This is a genomic window from Dactylosporangium sp. NPDC049742 (assembly GCF_040674675.1).
In the GTDB taxonomy this organism is placed as follows: Bacteria; Actinomycetota; Actinomycetes; order Mycobacteriales; family Micromonosporaceae; genus Dactylosporangium; species Dactylosporangium maewongense.
The window spans coordinates 142,252-160,408 of the sequence record NZ_JBFANF010000025.1 but is presented as its reverse complement, the minus strand read 5'-3'; the positions used below and the strand labels follow the sequence as shown (position 1 = coordinate 160,408).

Here is an 18,157-nt window from a genome sequence, read left to right as displayed (position 1 = left end):
CAATGCGAACGCTCAACGTCGGCGTGTCCGGTCGGCGGCGGCGAGGACGGCGGGCCGGTGCGCGACGACGAGCACGGCGCAGCCACGGGCGGCGAGGGCGTGCAGTTCGGCGAGGGCCCGACGTTCGGCGGCGGCGTCGAGGTGGGCGGTCGGCTCGTCCAGCAGCACGACGGCGGGCGCGGCGGCGGCCTGGCGCAGCAGCCGGGCCAGGGCGAGCCGCTGCCGCTGCCCGGAGGAGAGGCCCTGACCGCGTTCGCCGAGGGGCGTGTCGAGGCCGCCGGGCAGGGCCAGGATCTCCGTGTCGAGGCCGACGGTCCGCAGCGCGCCGAGCACGACCGCGTCGGCCGGGCGGGTCTCGCCGTCGAGGGCGACCGCCTCGGCGACCGTGCGGGCGTGCGGCAGCGTCGGGTCCTGCGGCAGGTACAGCGGCCGCCCCCCACCCACGGCGACCGACCCGGCCGACACGGGTTGCAGCCCGGCCAGCACCCGCAGCGTCGTGGTCTTCCCGGCGCCGGACGGCCCGCGCAGCGCCACGAGCTCTCCACTGTGGACGGCCAGGGCGGGCAGCCGCAGCGCGTCGACGGCGGCACCGGGGTGCCGGACGCGGACACCGGCCGCCACCACGCCGGGCGCTTCACCGGTCGTGGTGGACCCCCGCGAGGGGGCGGCGTCGGTCAGGATCTGGTCGACGTCGGCGATGACGGCGGCCGCGTCGGCGCTGGCGTGGAAGCGGGCGGCGACCTCGCGCAGCGGCCGGTACGCCTCGGGGGCGAGCAGGATCACCAGGAGCGCGGGGCCGAGGTCGAGGTGGCCGGCGGCGACGCGGAGCCCGGCCTCGACCGCGACGAGCCCGACGGACAGCGTGCCGACCAGGTCCAGGGCGGTCGAGGAGAGGAACGCGACCCGCAGCACCCGCACGGTCGCGGCGCGGTGGGCGTCGGTCATGCGGGCGACGGCGGCGGTCTGGCGTTCGGCGCGGCCGTACAGGCGCAGCGTCGCGATGCCGCGGACGGCGTCGAGGAAGTGTCCGGCGAGCCGGGCGCTGGCCTGCCAGCGTTCCTGGGCGCGCCGCTGGGTGGCCCAGCCGATGAGCGCGCCGAGCAGCGGCACGAGCGGGAGGGTGGCGAGGACGACGACGGCGGAGGCGGGGTCGGCGAAGAACATCGCGGCGACGACGAGCGGCGGCAGGGCCACGCCGAGGACGAGCGACGGCAGGTATCCGCTGAACCACGGCCGGAGCGTGTCGATGCCGCCGCCGAGGACCGCGACGAGCCGCCCGCTGCCGTGCCCGGCGACCCAGGCGGGCCCGCGCCGCAGCGCCGCGGCCAGCACGGACCGGCGCAGCTCGTCGGTGACGCGGGCGGCGGTGCGGCGGCCGGCGACCTGCTCCGCCCACGTCAGGGCGGCCCGGGCGGCGTACACCCCGGCGAGCGCGGCGAGGGCCCCGGCGCCGACGGGCTCCGCCGCGGCGAGGCGCACGACGATGCCGGTGACCACCACGGCGAGCGCGACGGTCGCGGCGGCCTGCGCGGCCCCGATGGCGGCGAGCAGCGCGATCCCCGCCCGGCTGCTGCGCGCGTGCCGCAGCAGCCTCGGGTCGACGGGCCCCCGGCTGCGACGCCCGCCCTCCGCGACGGCCGTCCCCGCGACGCTGGTCACGAGGCGACCCGCTCGCTGGCGACGCGCTGCCGGAAGACGCGGTACGACCACGCCTGGTAGACGAGGACGCCGGGGAGCACGACGACGGCGGCGGCGCTGATCAGGCGCAGCGCGGGGCCGGTCGCGGCGGCCTCGGACATCGTCAGCGACCACGCGCCCGACAGGGTGCTCGGCAGCACCACGTCGCCGTTGGCGGTCAGCGTGGCCACGACGGCGCCGGCGACCGCGATCGCGACCAGGGCGAACGAGCCGGCCTCCCACCGCGTCCCGGCCCGGCGGGTCAGGACGGCGACCCCGGCGAGGGGCACGGCGACGGCCGACGCGACCAGTACCGTGGCGGCGGCCCCGGCCAGTGCGGCACCGGCGGCGACGACGAGCGCCGCGACGGCGGCCGCGAGGGCGACCCGGCGGGCCAGCAGCCCGGCCCGCCGGCGGACGGGGCCGGTGGTGCGCAGGGCCAGGAAGGTGGCGCCGAGCAGGACGGCGGCGGTGAGGGCGAGCAGCGCGCCGAGGCCGGCCGCCGGGGTGAGGACCGGCGTGAGGGTGCGGGCCAGGCCGCCGCCGGTGACCTCGCCGCCGGCGTCGAGGGCGAGCCCGCGGACGAAGACGGTGAGCACGGCGCCCCACAGCAGCACGACGCCGGCCGAGCAGGCGGCGAGGACCAGGTCGCACCGGCGGCGCCAGCGCGGCGAGTCGTGCTTGCCGCGGAACTCCAGGGCCACGCCGCGGCCGGCGAGCAGCAGCAGGATCGCCACCATCGGCAGGTACAGGCCGGACAGCAGCGCCGCGTACCAGGACGGGAACGCGGCGAACGTGACGCCGATCGCGGCGACCAGCCACACCTCGTTGCCGTCCCAGAACGGGCCGATGGTGCGCACGGCGGCGGCGCGTTCGTGCTCGTCGCGGCCGAGCAGCGGGGTGAGCAGCCCGACGCCGAAGTCGAACCCCTCCAGGACGAAGAACAGGACCCAGCAGAGGACGATCAGCGCGTACCAGATGACGACGAGGCTCATCGGGGTCTCCTCAGTAGCTCAGGGCGGGTTCGGGGTCGGCGGCCACCGGTACGGGTGCCGACAACGGCTTGCGGGCGAGGTGCCGCACGAGGCGCAGCCAGACGACCGCGAGGACGCCGTAGACGGCGGTGAACGCGAGCAGCGACGCGAGGACCTCGCCGGCGGTGAGCCCCGGGGAGATGCCGTCGGCGACCTTCGACAGGCCGAACGCGATCCACGGCTGCCGGGCGGTCTCGGTGAAGATCCAGCCGAGGCTGTTGGCGGCGGCGGGCAGCAGCGGCAGCAGGATCGCCACCCGGAGCATCCACGCCGCGGGCCGGCGGCCGCGCCGGGTGCGCCACAGGTACAGCAGCGCGAACCCCATCGCGAGCATGCCGGCGCCGATCATGAGGCGGAAGGTCCAGAACGCCACCGGGATCATCGGCACGTAGCTGCCGGGACCGTACGCGGCGCTGTACTGCGCCTGGAGGTCGTCCATGCCGGCGACGGTCGCGTCGGGGCTGCCGTACGCGAGGATCGACAGCAGCCGGGGCACCTCGATGCTGAAGCCGGGGACCGCGAAGATGGAGAACGGCGCGCCGGTCGTGGTGGCGTAGAGCGCTTCCGCGGCGGCCATCTTCATCGGCTGCACCTGCGTGATGACCTTGCCGAGGTGGTCGCCGGTGAGCGCGGTGAGCGCGCCGCCGGCGGCGGTCATCCAGGCGCCGACCCGGGCCAGGGTGGCGAACGCGGCGCCGTCGGCGGCATCCCTCAGGCGCCAGGCGCCGACGGCGAGCAGGAGCGCGCCGCCGACCATGACCGCCCCGGCCATGGTGTGCGGGAACGCGGCGAGGTTGACCTTGTTGAGCAGCAGCTCGCTGAAGCTGGTGAGGCGGGCGCGGCCGGTGGCGGGGTCGAGCTCGTATGCGACCGGGTGCTGCATGAACGAGTTCGCGGCGAGGATGATGAACGCCGACAGCAGGGTGCCGACCGCAACAACGACGATGGTCGCCAGGTGGACCCGGCGCGACAGCCGGTCCCAGCCGAAGTACCACAGCGCGAGGAACGTGGCCTCGAGGAAGAACGCGAGCATGCCCTCGATGGCGAGGGTGGGCCCGAAGACGTCGCCGTAGAAGCGGGCGAACTCGCTCCAGGCGAGCCCGAACTGGAACTCCTGCACCAGGCCGGTGACGACGCCGACGGCGAAGGTGACGATGAGCAGCTTGCCGACGAGCATCGTGAGCTGCCGGTACTTGTCGTCGCCGGTGCGCATCCAGGCGATCTGCAGGCCGGCGGTCGCCGCGGACAGGCTGATCGACAGCGGCACGAACAGGTAGTGGTAGAGCGTGACGACCGCGAACTGCAGCCGGGTCAGGTCGAGCACGTCCATGAGTCCCCCTCTACGACATCTCGTAGTAGATACTACGGGTTGTAGTACGACGCGCACCGTAATCCCGGTTACACTGGCTGCATGGCCGGACTTGGGGACCTCGAGCGCGAGGTCATGGCGCAGCTGTGGGACGCCGGGGAGCCGCTGACGGTCCGGCAGGTGCACGAGCGGCTCGACCCTTCGCGCGGCCTCGCGTACACGACCGTGATGACGGTGCTGGACCGGCTGGCCAAGAAGGGCGTGGTCACGCAGCAGAAGGCGGACCGCGCCTACCGCTATGCCGCCGCCCAGACGCGCGAGGAGATGACCGCGGCCCTCATGCTCGACGCCCTCAGCGGCGCACCGGACGGCGCCGCCCGCGACGCGGCCCTCGCGCACTTCGTCGGGCGGATCGGCCCTGACGCGCTCGCCGCGGCGATCAAGGCCGCCAGAGACCGGTGACCGCGCTCCTGCTGGGTGCGCTCGGCCTGACCCTGTCGCTCGTCGTCCCCGGCCCCCTCGCCAGGGCGCGCTGGACGGCCCGGGCCCCCGGCGCCGCCGTCGCGCTGTGGCAGGCGATCACCCTCGCCGCCGTCCTGTGCGCGCTGGGCGTGGTGCTCGCCGGCCCCGAGGAGCTGGTCCGGGCCCGCGGCACCACGCTCGCCGTCGCCGCCCTCGTCGCGGCCCTGGCCGTCGCCGCCGTCATCGTCGTGCGGCTGCTCGTGTCGCTGTTCCTGGTGGCGTACCGGTCGCGGGTGCGCCGTGCCCGCCACCGCCTGCTCGCCGACCTGCTCTCCCGGGCCACGATCGACGGCGACGTGCCGCTGCGGGTCCTGGAGGGCGGGCTGCCGTTCGCGTACTGCGTGCCGGGCCGCTCCCCCAGGATCGTGCTCAGCGAGGGCACCCTGCGCCTGCTCAGCGAGCCGCAGGTGGCCGCGGTCCTCACCCACGAGCGGGCCCACCTGCGCGCCCGCCACGACGTGGTGATGGAGTCGTTCACCGCCTTCTACCGCGCGGTCCCGGCCCCGCTGCGCAGCCGCGCTCCCCTGGACGCCGTCCACCTGCTCCTGGAGGCCCTGGCCGACGACGCCGCCCGCCGCGTCCACGGCGACGAGCCGGTGCACGCGGCCCTCCGGTCACTCAGCGGCCCCGCCGGCGACCTCGAGCTGGAGCCGCACGACACCGACCGCGAGCGCCGGTGGCGCCTCGACCGCCTGGCTCCGGGCGCCGCCCCCACCGACCGCCGCCTCGCCGCCGCCGTCTACACCCTGGCCGCCGCGATCCTCGTCCTGCCGACGGTCCTGCTGGTCGTCCCCTGGCTGGACACCGCCGTGCGGCACTGGCCGCTCTAGGTCTCGACCTGGCCCGAGCGCCCTGCCGAGCCACTGCAGTGTGGGGGGCCGGTTGCGCGGCTACGGGCGGACAGCCGATGCGTCGCCGGCCGCCGCCCGTCCGGGTCACCCGGCGGCACGGATAGGAGCGGACGACCCGGGGTATCCGCAGGGGCCGTGACAACCGACGCCCAGGTTTCGCTCAGGCCGGCCAGGCGCGACGACGTTCCGCCCGCACGCCCCAGGCGCCTGGCTCGACCGCGTACTGCCGGCCCGACCCGGGCGGTGCTGACGGTCGCCGTGCTCCTGGCCGCGCTCTTGACGCCGGGCCGGGCGCACGCCGCCGAGCCGCACATCGGCATCCAGGTTCGTGACGGCCGGCTCGTCGAGGCGAACGGCAGCGACCTCGTGCTGCGCGGCGTCAACCACGACTTCATGTGGTACCCGGACCACAACAGCTCCTTCGCGGCCATCAAGGCGGCGGGCGCCAACGCGGTGCGGGTCACCCTCGGCATCGGCCACCAGTTTCGGCGGGCCCCGGCACGGGAGGTGGCAACCGTCGTCGAGCTGTGCCAGCAGAACCGGTTGATCTGTATCTTCGACGCCCACGACACCGCCGGCTTCGGCCAGGACAAGAAGGCGGCACCGATGTCGGAAGCGGTGCAGTTCTGGCTCAGCCTGCGCGACACGCTGGCCGGCCACGAGGACAACGTCCTCGTCAACATCGCCGACGAACCGTTCGCAAACGGCACCACGTGGCCCTGGGTGCAGCAGACCTCCGACGCGATCCGCCGGCTGCGCGCCGCCGGCTTCAAGCACACGCTGCTGGTCGACGGCCCCGGCTGGGGCCAGGACGAGTCGTTCATCATGCGCGACAACGCCGAGCGGGTGCTCGCCGCCGACCCCACCGGCAACACCGCGTTCGACATCCACATGTACGGCATGTTCAACACCGCGCCGAAGGTCAGCGGCTACCTCACCTCGTTCACCGAGCGCCACCTGCCGATCCTCATCGGCGAGTTCTCCAGCCAGCACGAGTGGGGCAAGCCGGACGAGGACGCCATCATGGCCACCGCGCAGGCACAGCACCTCGGCTACCTCGGCTGGTCCTGGAGCGGCAACGACAAGCAGTTCAGCTACCTGGACCTGGTGAACAACTTCGACGGCAACAGCCGCACGGCGTGGGGACGGCGGTTCATCGACGGCCCCAACGGCCTTGATTCGGACACGCGCGAGGCGACGGTGTTCCGCAACACCGCGGCCGCGGTCGGCGTCGACCCCAAGAGCCGCGCCCCGCGGGGGTTGACCGTGACGGACGTGACCCCGAGCAGCGTCCGACTTACCTGGCAGCGCCGCCCGGACAGGTTCGGCGGCACGACGTACCTGGTGGTCGCCGTCAACGGCGCGGCCGAGACACGGGTCGTGACGACCAACCGCGCCGACGTGACGCTCAAGGGCCTGAAGGGCTCGACGGAGTACACCTACGCCGTGTATGCCCGGAGCCTGCTCGGCAAGCGCTCACCGCGCTCGGCCATGGTCGCCGCGGTCACGCCCCCGGCCCGCTAGGCGGCGACGGTGAGGCGGAGGGTGACGGTGTCGCCGAGGTCGATGGTCTCGGCCCTGCGGACGCGGTCCTTCAGCGGGACCACGTAGCCGCCGTCCTTCGGGAAGAGCGACGTCGTCCAGGTGGTGCCGCCGATGCGGGCGGTGACCGGGATCATGCCCCAGCCGTAGGTGACGAGGGCGGCCGCGGAACGCAGGGCCGCGCACTCGTCCTCCGGCACCGTCACGAAGTGGAACGGGGACGGGCCGCGCCAGTGCCACACCTCGCCGCTGAACTCCAGGTCCACGCGGACCAGCCTAGAAGACGCCGGTCAGCGGCGGCGGCCCCGCTGGGCGCGGCGGGCGAGCGGGGCGTTGTCGAGGATGACGACGCACTTGTGCTCCAGGCGGACCCAGCCGCGGGCGGCGTACTCGGCGAGGACCTTGTTCACCGACTCCCGTGAGGCGCCGACGAACTGGGCGAGCTCCGTCTGCGTGAGGTCGTGCACGACGCGGGTGGCGCCGTCCTCGGCGACCCCGAAGCGCTGGGCGAGCTGGACGAGCCGTCCGGCGACCCGGCCGGGCACGTCACTGAACAGGCGGTCGTCGACGGCGGCGCGGTGGCCGCGGATGCCCCGGGCGATGACCCGCAGCAGCTGCTCCGCCACGTGCGGGTGGTGCGCGATCCACCGGTCCAGGACCGTCTTGGGCAGCACGGCGAGGCGGGCGTCGGAGACGACGGTCGCGGCCGCGACCCGGGGGCCGCCGTCGAGCAGCTCGAAGTCGCCGAAGTGGTCGGTCGGGCCGAGCAGCGCCATGAGGCCCTCGCGGCCGTCGCGGGAGCGGCGGCTCAGCTTCACCTTGCCCGACAGCACGATGAAGAGCCGGTCGCCGGGGTCGCCCTCGGTGAACAGGACCGTGCCCCGGTCCGCGTCGACCCGCTCGAACTCCTGGGCCAGCGCGGCGGCGGAGTCGGGGTCGACGCTGCGGAACAGGTCCGTGGAACGCAGTACCGGGTCGTAGGCCAGCGCGCGGGCCGTAGCGGCGCTGGAACCGAACGTCAGGACCATGTGTCCTCCCCAGATCGATGCGGTACTGCGTACCATTAGGACGGTACTGGATACCGGGACCGGAAAGCAACAGGTCAGAGCGATGCGGGAGGATGGGGACTGTGACCGCGATTCCCGTACGTGACCGGCTCGTCGACGCCGCCCTCGCGCTGTTCGACGAACGCGGCTACGAGCAGACGACCGCCGACGACATCGCCGACCGGGCGGGCGTCGGCCGCACCACCCTGTTCCGCCACTACCGGTCGAAGGAGGACGTGATCTTCCCCGATCACGACCGCCTCCTCGCGACCGTGAAGGAGCGCCTCGCGACGTCGACGGCGGACACGGCGATCGTGGCGGTCACCGAAGCGGTGCGCCTCGTCCTGCTGCGGTACCTGGAGGAGGGGGACCGGGCCCGCCTGCGCTATGCGCTCACCAGCCGGATCGCGACCCTGCGGGACCGGGAGATCGCCAGCGTCGCGCGGTACCAGCGACTCTTCCGCGAGTTCATCGCCGAGTCGTGGGGTTCCGCTCCCGGCGCGGCGCTGCGGGCCGAGCTGATGGCGGCCGCCGTCGTCTCCGCCCACAACCACGTGCTCCGGCGGTGGCTGCGGCGCGACACCGCCGAGCCCGTCGCGGAGCTCGACGCCGCCATGGCGCAGGTGGTGTCGCTGTTCGCGACCACCGAAGCGAACCCCGGAGCGGGCCTTGGAGCGGTGTCTGGAGCGGGCCCTGAGACGGGCGCGGGAGCCGCCGGCGCCACGAGCAAGGGCAACGGGACCGCCGTCATCGTCGTGCATGACCAGCGCGACCCCGAGCACGTCGCCGCCGCCATCCGCCGGGCGCTCCAGCAGGTCTGAAGCGCCCGGCGGCGGAGGACCTCAGGCGGCGGCGCAGCCGGTGGCGGCGAGACCCGACACCGGCCCGGTGCCCTGGAAGCCGAACTCGGTCGACGCCCCGGCGCCGAGCGATCCGTTCCAGGTCGCGTTGGCCACCGATGTACCGGTGAGCCTGCCGTTCCACACGTTGGTGATCGCGCTGCCGGCGGGCAGGGCGAGCCGGACCGTCCACCCCGAGATCGGCGCGCCCCCGGCGGTCACGCGCCCGGCGGCGACGAACCCGCCGTCCCAGACGTTCTGCACCGTCACCACCGCCGTGCACCCCTGCCCCGCGGACTGCGAGGCCGGCGGCGACGGGGACCGCGACACCGACGGCGACACGGACGGCGACACGGAGACCGACGCGGACGGCGACGGCGACTGCGACTGCGGGGGCCCGTCGCTCAGCACCGGGGTCTGCCAGTCGGACCAGTCGGACAGCCGCCCCGCCGCCCGGCTGGAGATGCGGAACGTGCCCGCGCTGCTGCCGGTGTGCAGCAGGAACCGCTGGATGTGCTGCTGCAACGGGGTCCGCCACTCGGGCCGGTTCGCGCAGTGCGTGCCGTCCTGCACGTCCGACCAGTACGTGATCGCGTCGCCCGCGCCGAGCGCCTTGTACACCTCGGCGCCGCCCAGCGCCGCGACGCTCGCCGAGCGCGGCCCGAGGTTCGCGATGTGCGGGTTGTCCATGATGAACAGCCCGCGCGGCGCGACCATCGCGACCATCTCGTGCGTGTCCACGGGCAGCCGCGCGGGGTTGCCCGTGAAGCTGCCAAAGGCGTCGCCGAGCCACGGCTGCTCGCCGTAGGCGCTGCTCAGGCTCTGCGCGCCCTCGCCGGGGATGCCGCGGAAGATGGGCACGCCGGCGCTGCCGGACTCGATCGGCATCGTCAGCGCGATCCGCTGGTCGAACGCGCCGACCACGAACGCGCCCTTGCCGAAGCGGGAGCATCCGGTGACGCCCATCGCGTCGGCCCTGAGGATCCGGCCGTCGGACTGGGCGACGACGTCGATGATCCGGCTGACGCCCCACGCCCACGCCATCAGCAGCCCGGTGCCGCTCTGCGCGCCGTAGACGCTGTAGAACGCGCCCTGCTTGTTGGTGCGGGGCGTGCCCTCCTTGCCGACGGCGTACGGGTCGTAGCTGATCACGGCGGCGCCGGCGGCCTTGATGGCGGCGGTGTCGGCGCCGAACCCGCCGAGCACCACCACGGCCGGGAACGGGCCGGTGCCGCCGGGCAGCTCCACCCGGGCGGAGAACGAGGCGCTCTTCCCGTTGTGGGTGACGTTGACGGTGACGCCGGTGCTGGACACGGTGCCGGTGACGCTCTGCGGCCGCGTGGGCTTCTCGCCGTAGACGAACTTCTCCGCCAGCTTCTTCACCTCCTCGCGCCGGCACCGCCAGTCGGACTTCGCGGTGATCCTGGTGCCGTCGAGGCGTTTGAACGGGTCGGGTAGCTTCGCGTTGGTGGGCAGCGCGCCGGCGTCGGGCAGCGCCGGCACCGGGCAGTCGGCGCCCTCGTCCTCCACTGTGGATGCCGCTGCGGACACGGTGACGGCCGCGCCGGCGGACGCGATGGTGACGCCGGCCGCGACCGTCATCGCCACGGCCAGCGCGACGGCGATCAGGCGGGGTCTGGTCATCGGTGCTCCCTTCGGGTCAGGGGATCCGGCGTCCGTGGGCGTCACGGACGCCGGACTTGCGGTAGAAGTACGCGTTGATCTGGTCGCGCCACTCGGCGGCGCTGCGCACCTGCTCGTCGAGCAGCGCCGACACCCGCGCGGCGAACGCCGGGCCGACCGATGCCGCGGGCAGCCGCGCCCAGCGGTCCCGCATCGCCACGACCGCGCCGGCGCCGGCGAAGTGGGTGTCGTAGATGTGCTGGATGACGGTGCCGCCGTCGTGCAGGATGTGCCCGTACGGCACGTGGTGGAAGAACAGCAGCAGCTCGTCGGGGCAGTCGTAGACCGACTCGTACACGCGGGCCAGCGCCGGCGGGTACTGCCCGGCGAAGCCGGTCCCGGTCGCGCACGTGCGGTCCACGCCGACGCCGTCGCGGTCGGCGAAGTGGTAGGTCCCCCACGGGGTGTACTCGTAACCGTCGACGTCCGGGCCGTAGTGGTGCCCGGGGCGGACCATGAACCCGACGCCGAGCGGCGCGGTGTAGGCCTCGTAGGTGCGCCACGAGTCGTCCATGACCGCGTGCAGCGTCTCCCGCAGCTCGTCGGGGGCGCCCGGGAACGTCAGGCCGATCCACTCGTCGAGGATCGCGACGGGGTCCAGGTCCGGCGCCCACGCGAGCCGGCCGAACGCGTACAGGTTGGCCTGCGCGAGCGGGTGCCCGGTCCAGAACGGGTCGTCGCCGGCGTTGGAGACGCCGGCGAGACCGTCCAGCGCCGCCATCCCGCGGGCGCACCGGAGCACCTCGCTCCACATCGGCGCGAGGTAGCACACGTGGCGCTGCTGGCCGGTGTATTCCTGGGTCACCTGCAGCTCGACGGCGACGTTCGTGGCGGGCACGGCGGCGATCAGCGGCGACACCGGCTCGCGCGGCTGGAAGTCGATCGGGCCGTGCTTCACCTGCAGCACCACGTTGTCGAGGAACCGGCCGTCGAGCGGCACGAAGTGGTCGTGCGCGGCGCGGGCCCGGTCGGTGCGCCGGTCGCGCCAGTCCTGCCGGTGGTCGTAGACGAAGGCCCGCCAGTGCACGACGCCGCCGTGCGGGGCGAGCGCCGCGGCGAGGACGTTCGCGCCGTCGGCGTGGGTCCGTCCGTACGCGAACGGTCCCGGCTGCCCCTCGGAGTCGGCCTTCACGACGTACCCGCCGAAGTCGGGGATCGCCGCGTAGACGGCGTCGGTCGCGAGGGCCCACCAGGCCCGCACCCGCGGGTCGAGGGGGTCGGCGGTGCCCAGGTCGTCGCGCGGCGCGGCGAAGTTCACCGACAGGTGGACGCGGATTCCGTACGGGCGGAAGACGCCGGCGAGGGTGGCGACGTCGCCGAGCCGGTCGGTGAGCAGCCGCGCCTCCGTCGCGTGGACGTTGACGTTGTTCACGGTCACGGCGTTGATGCCGCACGCCGCGAGCAGCCGCGCGTAGCCGGTGACCCGGCCGAGGTCCTCGCGCAGGGCGCCGTCGTGCCAGAACAGCGAGCCGCCCGAGTAGCCGCGCTCGACCTGGCCCATGACGGGGTGCACGGCGACGTTGTCCCAGTGGTCCAGCATGCGGCGGGCGTACCCGGGCCGGTGCACCTCCGGCGGGAACGGGTCGCCGAACGCGGCCTCGCCGAGCCGCGCGAGGTGGAACAGCCCGTACAGCAGCCCGGCAGGGTCGGCGGCGGCGATGGTGGTGACCCCGCCGTCGCGGGACACCGCGAACCCCTCCGGGCCGCAGGCCGGCGTGGACACCGTGAGCACCAGGTCGGCGCCGTCGGACACGACCGCGCCGCCGTAACGCCCGCACGCCTGCGCGACCTCGGCGATCACGGTGCGCACGAGCAGGCCGTCGCCGCGGACGGACACGCGGCGGGAGCCGATCGCCCGCAGCGCCGCCGGGGGCAGCCAGGCCGGGTGGACATCCGTCATGGGACCTCGACGACGGCCACGCCGAGCGGCTCCAGGGTCACCGCGCCCTCCAGGATCCGGCCGGTGAGCAGGTCGGTGCCGTCCGCCGGCACCGTGACCGCCTCGGCCGTCGAGTGGTTGAGCAGGAACAGGAACCGGCCGCGCCGGGTCGCCTCCACATGGGACGGTGCGCCCGCGACGACCGGCTGGACGCCCGCGGCGGCGACCGCGCCGAGGATCACGTCCCGCAGCGCCTCGGGTTCGAGCCGCGTGCCGATGTACGTGACCCGGCCGTCGGCGATGATCGCGGGCCACCCGGCGAGGTCACCGTCCACGTAGGAGGCGACGACGGACGCGGTCGAGGGGTGGATGCGCTCCTGCCACCAGTCGGCCCGGACGGTGCGCCCGCCGGTGAACCGCACGCCGAACGAGGACCCGGCCGGGAGGTACTCGTCGATCCAGGCGCCGATGAGCCGCCCGAACGCGCCCGGATAGGCGGGCTGCCGCACCTGGTTGGCCTCGTCGACGACGCCGGAGAAGAACGAGCACACCACGGTCCCGCCGGCGGCGGCGAAGTCCTCGAGGGCCGCCGCGCAGCGGTCGTCGACGAGGTACGCGTTCGGCACGACCACCACCCGGTACCGGCCCAGTTCGGAGCCGAACGACACCAGGTCGACCGCGTGGTGCGCCTCCAGCAGCGGCCGGTAGTGCGCGGTCACGGTCGCCGGGTAGTCGAAGTCGTTGCGCGGCAGCCCGTGCGTGACCTCCAGCCCCCACCAGGCGTTCCAGTCGAACAGGACCGCCACCTCGGCGCGCGAGCCGGTGCCGGCGACGGACGCGATCCGCGGCAGCTCGGCGCCGAGCGCCGAGACCTCCCGCCAGGTCCGGGCCCGCGGGCCGGAGTGCGGCAGCATCGCGGAGTGGAAGCGTTCGTGGCCGCCGCGGCCCGCCCGCCACTGGAAGAACAGGACGCTGTCGGCGCCGTGCGCGACCGCCTGGTAGGAGCCGAGCCGCATCAGCCCGGGGCGCTTCGCGTGGTTGACCCGCCACTGCGAGACGGCGCCGGCGGCCTGCTCCATGAGCAGCCACGGCTCGCCGCGCAGCGACCGCATCAGGTCGAAGTTGAGCGCGGCGGCGACGTGCGCGTCCGGCTGCCCCGGGTCCGGGTAGATGTCGAGGGCCGCGGCGTCGACGTGCGGCGCCCACCGCCACAGGTCGGCGCCGCGGTGGAAGCGCATGAAGTTGGTGACGACCGGCAGGTCGTCGCGGTGCGCGCGGACGATGTCGCGCTCCATGACGAAGCACTCCAGCAGCGCGTCGGAGGCGAACCGGTGGAAGTCGAGGCGGCGGGCCGGGTTGGACCACGACCGCGGCACCTCCGGCGGGTTCACCTGCTCCCAGGCGGTGTAGCGCTGGCTCCAGAACGTCGTGTACCAGGCGGCGTTGAGCGCGTCGAGGTCGCCGTACCGGCGGCGCAGCCACTCCCGGAACGCGGCCGCCGCGGACGGCGTGTACGCGACCGGGCCGTACTCGTTGCCGATGTGCCACATCGCGAGGGCCGGGTGGTGGGAGTACCGCTCGGCGAGCGCGGTCGTGATCCGGGCGGCGTGCTCGCGGTACCGCGGCGAGGTCGGGTCATAGTGCATCCGGTTGCCGAACCCGAACACCTCGCCGTCCTCCATGACGGGCAGCACCTCGGGGTGCCCGTGGGACAGCCACACCGGCGGCGCCGCGGTCGGGGTGGCGAGGTCGACGCTGATCCCGTTGCCGTGCAACAGGTCCATGACCTCGTCGAGCCATTCGAAGGTGAAGCGGCCGGGCGACGGCTCCAGGGCCGCCCACGCGAACACGCCGACGGTGACGAGGTTGACGCCGGCCTCGCGCATGAGGGTGACGTCCTCGTCCCACACGGCGCGGTCCCACTGCTCGGGGTTGTAGTCACCGCCGAACGCGATCCCGCCGAGCCGGGCCCGCAGCGCGTCCGATCTGAAACTCATGCCCGTGCTCATGCCAGGAACCGTTCGGTGATGCCGGCGATCATCGGCCGGCAGACGACCAGCAGCGCGGCGGCGAACCCGGCGGCGAGGAGCAGCAGCACCGCCTCGGACAGCAGCACCGTGACGCCGAGCGCCGCCAGCAGCAGGCCCGCAGTGCCGAGGGTCACGGCCGGCCGGGCGGCGAGGAAGTGGGCGGCGAGCCGCAGGACGTCGGCGGGCCGGAACACGAACAGCGACGCGATGACGAGCGCGGTGACGGCGACCAGTGCGGCCGCCGCGGCGAGGAGCACGAGCAGGCCCGACCACCACACCGGTACACCCGCCGCATCCCGGTGCAGGAGACTGACGGCCACCACGGTCAGCACCGCCACCAGCGGCGCCCAGATCCGCAGCGCCGCGGCGGCGTTGAGCCGGTAGCCGCGCCAGAACGCGGCGGCGGGGTGCAGGTCGGCGAGATCGGCCGGCTGCCGGTGCAGCGCGTAGAGCGCGGCGGACAGCGCCGGCCCGACCGGCAGGACGCCCACGGCCACGAGCACGCCCCGGTCGAGCAGGACCAGCAGCGCCAGGCCCGGCACCGTGGTCGCGACCAGCAGGAGCTCCACCACCAGCAGCGTGTAGACCCGCGCCGCGAACCGCCCGAGCTTCATGCCGGGCCGCCCAGGAGCCGCGTGTCGTCCCACCACGGCGGCGTCTCGTCGCGCACCGCGGTCACCTCGACCAGGGTCACCTCGTGCGTGGCGAGGGTCAGGTCGAGCTCCGCCAGGCCGTTCACGACCGGCGCGCTCCAGTGGCGGCGGGCCGGCTCGGACGCCTCCCGCAGCGCGTCGAGCTGCCGCACACCGGGCGATCGCGGGCTCCCCATCTCCCGCCACGCCGCCCAGGCGTTGCCCGCCTCCTCCGACACCGACGAGCGGGCCACGTACGCGGTGACGGCCGGGGATCCGACGGGCACCGACAGCCGGACGCGGTGTCCTTGCCCGGCGGCCCACGCCAGGACGGTGACCCGGCCGGTGCCGTCGCGGGTGACGAGGTGGTCGCCGCCGCGCGCGAGGACCTCGCCGCCCATCCGGGCGAGGAACGCGTACAGGTGGAAGGTGGGCTTGCGGATCTGCCGGTGGGTGAGCAGCCCGAACCCGCCGTGGAACAGCGCCGCCGGGACCCCGGCCTCCTCGAACACGTCGCAGAACGTCCAGTAGGAGAACGAGTCCACGAGGTCGCCCGCCGCCGCGACGACCGGCGCCAGGTACGCGGCGTGGAACGCGGTGTCGTGGACGGGGTTGTCGGGGCGGTAGGAGGAGTTGAACTCGGTGATGTGCACCGGCAGCCCCTCCAGGGCCGTGCCGGCGAGCTGCCGGCCCGGCGCGGCGAACTGCTCCAGGAGCGTCGCCGCCGGCGCGAGCGTCTGGTGCACGCCGAAGGGCACGTGCTGGGCGGCGCCGGAGGTGTACGCGTGGCGGCTCACGAAGTCGATCGGGACGCCGCGCGCGGACACGAACTCGGCGAACCGCGGCAGCCAGCCGTCGTCCGCGCCCGGCGACAGGGCCGGCCCGCCCACCTGGAGCCCGGCGTCGACGTCCTTCACGGCGTGCGCGGTGACCTCGTACAGGTCGTGGTAGGCGTCCTGGTCGGCGTGCTGCCAGAAGTCCTTCAGGTCCGGCTCGTTCCACACCTCGATCGGCCAGCCGCGCACCTCGTCGAGGCCGTACCGGTCGACGAGGTGCGCGACCGTGCCGCGGACCAGCGCCGCCCACTCGGCCCGGTCGCTCGGCGGCGTCACGTTGCCCCGCCACCAGAACACCGTCTGGTCCCCGGACGCGAGGCCCGGCGGCATGAAGCCCAGCTCGACGAACGGCCGGATCCCGAGCTCCAGGTACATGTCGACGACCTGGTCGACGTAGGTGAAGGAGTGCAGGACCCGCCGCTCGCCGCCGTACTCGTACGGCCGGTGCACGCCCGCCCCGGCGCTGAACAGCCCGTGCTGGCGGATGTGCCGGAACCCGATCTCCCGCTGGAGCAGCGCCAGGGAGTCCTGGTAGTCGCGGCGCAGCGCGAGCTCGAACCGCCCGGCCCCGATGCAGTGCCGCCACGCGTCGCCGAGCTGCCCTGTCATCCGTGGGCTTTCTTGTACCGGTTGTACGCGGCGTTGACGACCTCGATGTAGCGGGTCATGTTCTTGCCCTTGAGCTCGCTCACGTAGGCGTCCCACTCGCTCAGCGGGCGCTGCCCGAGGATGAACTTCAGCGTCTGCTGGTTGACGTGGTCCTTGAGCGTCGTCTCCCACAGCGTCGCCTGCTCGCGCTCGTCGGCGTTGAGCGGGTGCGGCGGTGCGAGGGGCTGGTTCTTCCGGGCGTTCATCACGTCCTGGAACGCCTGCTCCTCCTTGGGGAACTGGGAGTTGAGCAGCTTCGTGGTGCCGCCGTAGACGAAGACGCCGTTGAGGAAGCCGTACTCGACCTGGAGGTTCTTCGTGCCGGCGGGGTTGAGGCCGCCCCAGTTGACGTCGGGCGCGAGCTTCAGCGTGCCGTCGTCGACGCTGCCGGTGTACGTGGTGCCCTCCACGCCCCACTTGGCGAAGAGCTTGCCCTGCGGCGAGTAGTACAGCCAGTCCATGAACTGCATGAGCGCGACGAAGTTCTTGCTGTCGCGGGCCTTCGCCGAGATCATGACGCCGCCCTCGAGGCGGCTGCCGGCCTTCGTGTCGCCCATCGGGCCGGTCGGCGTGGGGATCTTCAGGACGGTCGCCCCGGGGATCTTCGCGATGCTGGGGCGCAGCTCGTTGACGAGGGTCTGGGCGTTGCAGCTCATCACGAACGACCGGCCGTTGGCGAACTTCTGCTTGGCGATGTCGTCGGACTGGGTGAAGCTCTCCGGGTCGACGAGCTTCTCGGCGACGAGCGAGTTGAGGTACTCGACCATCTGCTTGTACTGCGGGGTCGTGCCGGTGTAGACGAACGCCTTCGCCGCGTCGTCCCAGCTGGCGTGCTGGTAGCTCCAGCCGGCCAGGGTGCCGTACGCGGTGCCGGCGATCGACAGCAGGTTGTTGCCGCCGGGGTTCGGCGGGCTGCTCCAGCGGTCCGACAGCGGGTACACGTCGGGGTGCGCGGCCTTCATCGCCCGCAGCACCGTCCGCAGGTCCTCCCAGGTCTTCGGGATCTGCAGGCCGAGCTGCTGCAGCACGTCGGTGCGCACCGCGAGGGAGTAGTCGGCCCAGACGTCCTCGTGCAGGCCGGGCAGCAGGTAGAACTTGCCGTCCTCCTGCCGGAACTGGTCGAGGTCGGCCTGCAGGTTCCACTTGGCGACCTGGTCGCGGAAGTTGGGCATGAGGTCGAGGTGGTCGCTGACCGGCAGGATCGCCCCGCTGGCGATGTATGCCTCCTCGTCGGGGTGGTACGTCTTCGGGATGATCATCGGTGCGTCGCCGGCCGCGACGACGACGCTGCGCTTCTGGTTGTAGTCGCTGCCGGGCACGACCGTGGCCTGCAGCGTCACGTTGGTGCGCTTCGCGAGCTCCTTGAAGAACAGCCAGTCGGCCTTGTACGGGTAGCCGGCGTTGCTCAGCATCATGATGGAGAACGTCAGCGGCTGGGCGGCGGTGAACTGCTTGCCCATGGCGTAGCCGTCCATGGCGCCGTCGCGGTGCCCGGTGTAGTCCTGGCCTTTCGCCTGGTCGTCGTCGTCACCGCAGCCGGCGAGCGAGACGAGCGCGGCGGCGCCGGCCGCGCCGAGCAGGGTGCGCCGTTTCAAGTGCGACATGGGGAGCTCCTTGAAGGGGTGCTGC

General features: G+C 73.7%; 15 protein-coding genes. 4 read left to right on the top strand and 11 right to left on the bottom strand.

Going from position 1 to position 18,157, the window contains the following annotated elements; genetic code table 11:
* Positions 1-12 precede the first annotated feature (12 nt).
* The 3 genes from cydD to AB0J72_RS28600 are packed head-to-tail and all read right to left on the bottom strand — an operon-like array spanning position 13 to position 4,041.
* The gene (gene cydD, locus AB0J72_RS28610; protein WP_363403838.1) at positions 13-1,659 is read right to left on the bottom strand and encodes a thiol reductant ABC exporter subunit CydD; all 1,647 of its coding nucleotides are present in this window, start codon (positions 1,657-1,659) and stop codon (positions 13-15) included.
* Positions 1,656-2,672: a cytochrome d ubiquinol oxidase subunit II gene (cydB, locus tag AB0J72_RS28605; protein WP_363403836.1), complete on the bottom strand. Its 1,017-nt coding sequence runs from the start codon at positions 2,670-2,672 to the stop codon at positions 1,656-1,658. The genes cydD and cydB overlap by 4 nt, the downstream gene beginning before the upstream one ends.
* A 10-nt stretch (positions 2,673-2,682) precedes the next feature.
* Positions 2,683-4,041, bottom strand: a complete 1,359-nt coding sequence (locus AB0J72_RS28600) for a cytochrome ubiquinol oxidase subunit I (protein WP_363403834.1) — start codon at positions 4,039-4,041, stop codon at positions 2,683-2,685.
* An 81-nt stretch (positions 4,042-4,122) separates the two neighbouring features.
* Here AB0J72_RS28600 and AB0J72_RS28595 point away from each other — a divergent pair, with 81 nt between their 5' ends.
* The 3 genes from AB0J72_RS28595 (at position 4,123) to AB0J72_RS28585 (ending at position 6,917) form a co-directional block, all read left to right on the top strand.
* Positions 4,123-4,482: a BlaI/MecI/CopY family transcriptional regulator gene (locus AB0J72_RS28595; RefSeq protein WP_363403832.1), complete on the top strand. Its 360-nt coding sequence runs from the start codon at positions 4,123-4,125 to the stop codon at positions 4,480-4,482.
* Positions 4,479-5,372, top strand: coding sequence for a M56 family metallopeptidase (locus AB0J72_RS28590; protein WP_363403830.1), 894 nt, complete (start codon positions 4,479-4,481; stop codon positions 5,370-5,372). Before AB0J72_RS28595 ends, AB0J72_RS28590 begins: the two co-directional genes overlap by 4 nt.
* Before the next feature lie 264 nt (positions 5,373-5,636).
* On the top strand, positions 5,637-6,917 hold the full coding sequence (locus AB0J72_RS28585; RefSeq protein ID WP_363403828.1) for a cellulase family glycosylhydrolase: 1,281 nt from the start codon (positions 5,637-5,639) through the stop codon (positions 6,915-6,917).
* On the opposite strand, the gene AB0J72_RS28580 is transcribed toward AB0J72_RS28585, so the two are convergent.
* Positions 6,914-7,201, bottom strand: a complete 288-nt coding sequence (locus AB0J72_RS28580) for a DUF1905 domain-containing protein (protein ID WP_363403826.1) — start codon at positions 7,199-7,201, stop codon at positions 6,914-6,916. The two genes, AB0J72_RS28585 and AB0J72_RS28580, sit on opposite strands and share 4 nt — an antisense overlap.
* A gap of 24 nt (positions 7,202-7,225) precedes the next feature.
* Positions 7,226-7,963 (bottom strand): Crp/Fnr family transcriptional regulator, encoded by a 738-nt coding sequence (locus tag AB0J72_RS28575; RefSeq protein ID WP_363403825.1) that lies wholly within the window; start codon positions 7,961-7,963, stop codon positions 7,226-7,228.
* A gap of 101 nt (positions 7,964-8,064) precedes the next feature.
* Here AB0J72_RS28575 and AB0J72_RS28570 point away from each other — a divergent pair, with 101 nt between their 5' ends.
* Positions 8,065-8,802: a helix-turn-helix domain-containing protein gene (locus AB0J72_RS28570; RefSeq protein WP_363403823.1), complete on the top strand. Its 738-nt coding sequence runs from the start codon at positions 8,065-8,067 to the stop codon at positions 8,800-8,802.
* A gap of 21 nt (positions 8,803-8,823) precedes the next feature.
* Here AB0J72_RS28570 and AB0J72_RS28565 read toward each other — a convergent pair whose 3' ends face one another.
* From AB0J72_RS28565 to AB0J72_RS28540, 6 genes are read right to left on the bottom strand one after another with little or no spacing between them, the layout of a single operon-like run.
* Positions 8,824-10,464 (bottom strand): cellulose binding domain-containing protein, encoded by a 1,641-nt coding sequence (locus AB0J72_RS28565; protein WP_363403821.1) that lies wholly within the window; start codon positions 10,462-10,464, stop codon positions 8,824-8,826.
* A 16-nt stretch (positions 10,465-10,480) separates the two neighbouring features.
* Positions 10,481-12,403, bottom strand: coding sequence for an alpha-glucuronidase (locus AB0J72_RS28560; protein WP_363403819.1), 1,923 nt, complete (start codon positions 12,401-12,403; stop codon positions 10,481-10,483).
* Positions 12,400-14,379, bottom strand: a complete 1,980-nt coding sequence (locus AB0J72_RS28555) for a beta-galactosidase (protein WP_363403817.1) — start codon at positions 14,377-14,379, stop codon at positions 12,400-12,402. Before AB0J72_RS28555 ends, AB0J72_RS28560 begins: the two co-directional genes overlap by 4 nt.
* 8 nt (positions 14,380-14,387) lie before the next feature.
* Entirely contained in the window at positions 14,388-15,026 is a 639-nt protein-coding gene (locus AB0J72_RS28550) for a hypothetical protein (RefSeq protein ID WP_363403815.1), read from the bottom strand.
* Positions 15,023-16,489 (bottom strand): xylan 1,4-beta-xylosidase, encoded by a 1,467-nt coding sequence (locus AB0J72_RS28545; RefSeq protein ID WP_363403813.1) that lies wholly within the window; start codon positions 16,487-16,489, stop codon positions 15,023-15,025. The genes AB0J72_RS28550 and AB0J72_RS28545 overlap by 4 nt, the downstream gene beginning before the upstream one ends.
* Positions 16,486-18,132 (bottom strand): extracellular solute-binding protein, encoded by a 1,647-nt coding sequence (locus AB0J72_RS28540; RefSeq protein ID WP_363403811.1) that lies wholly within the window; start codon positions 18,130-18,132, stop codon positions 16,486-16,488. Before AB0J72_RS28540 ends, AB0J72_RS28545 begins: the two co-directional genes overlap by 4 nt.
* Positions 18,133-18,157 lie beyond the last annotated feature (25 nt).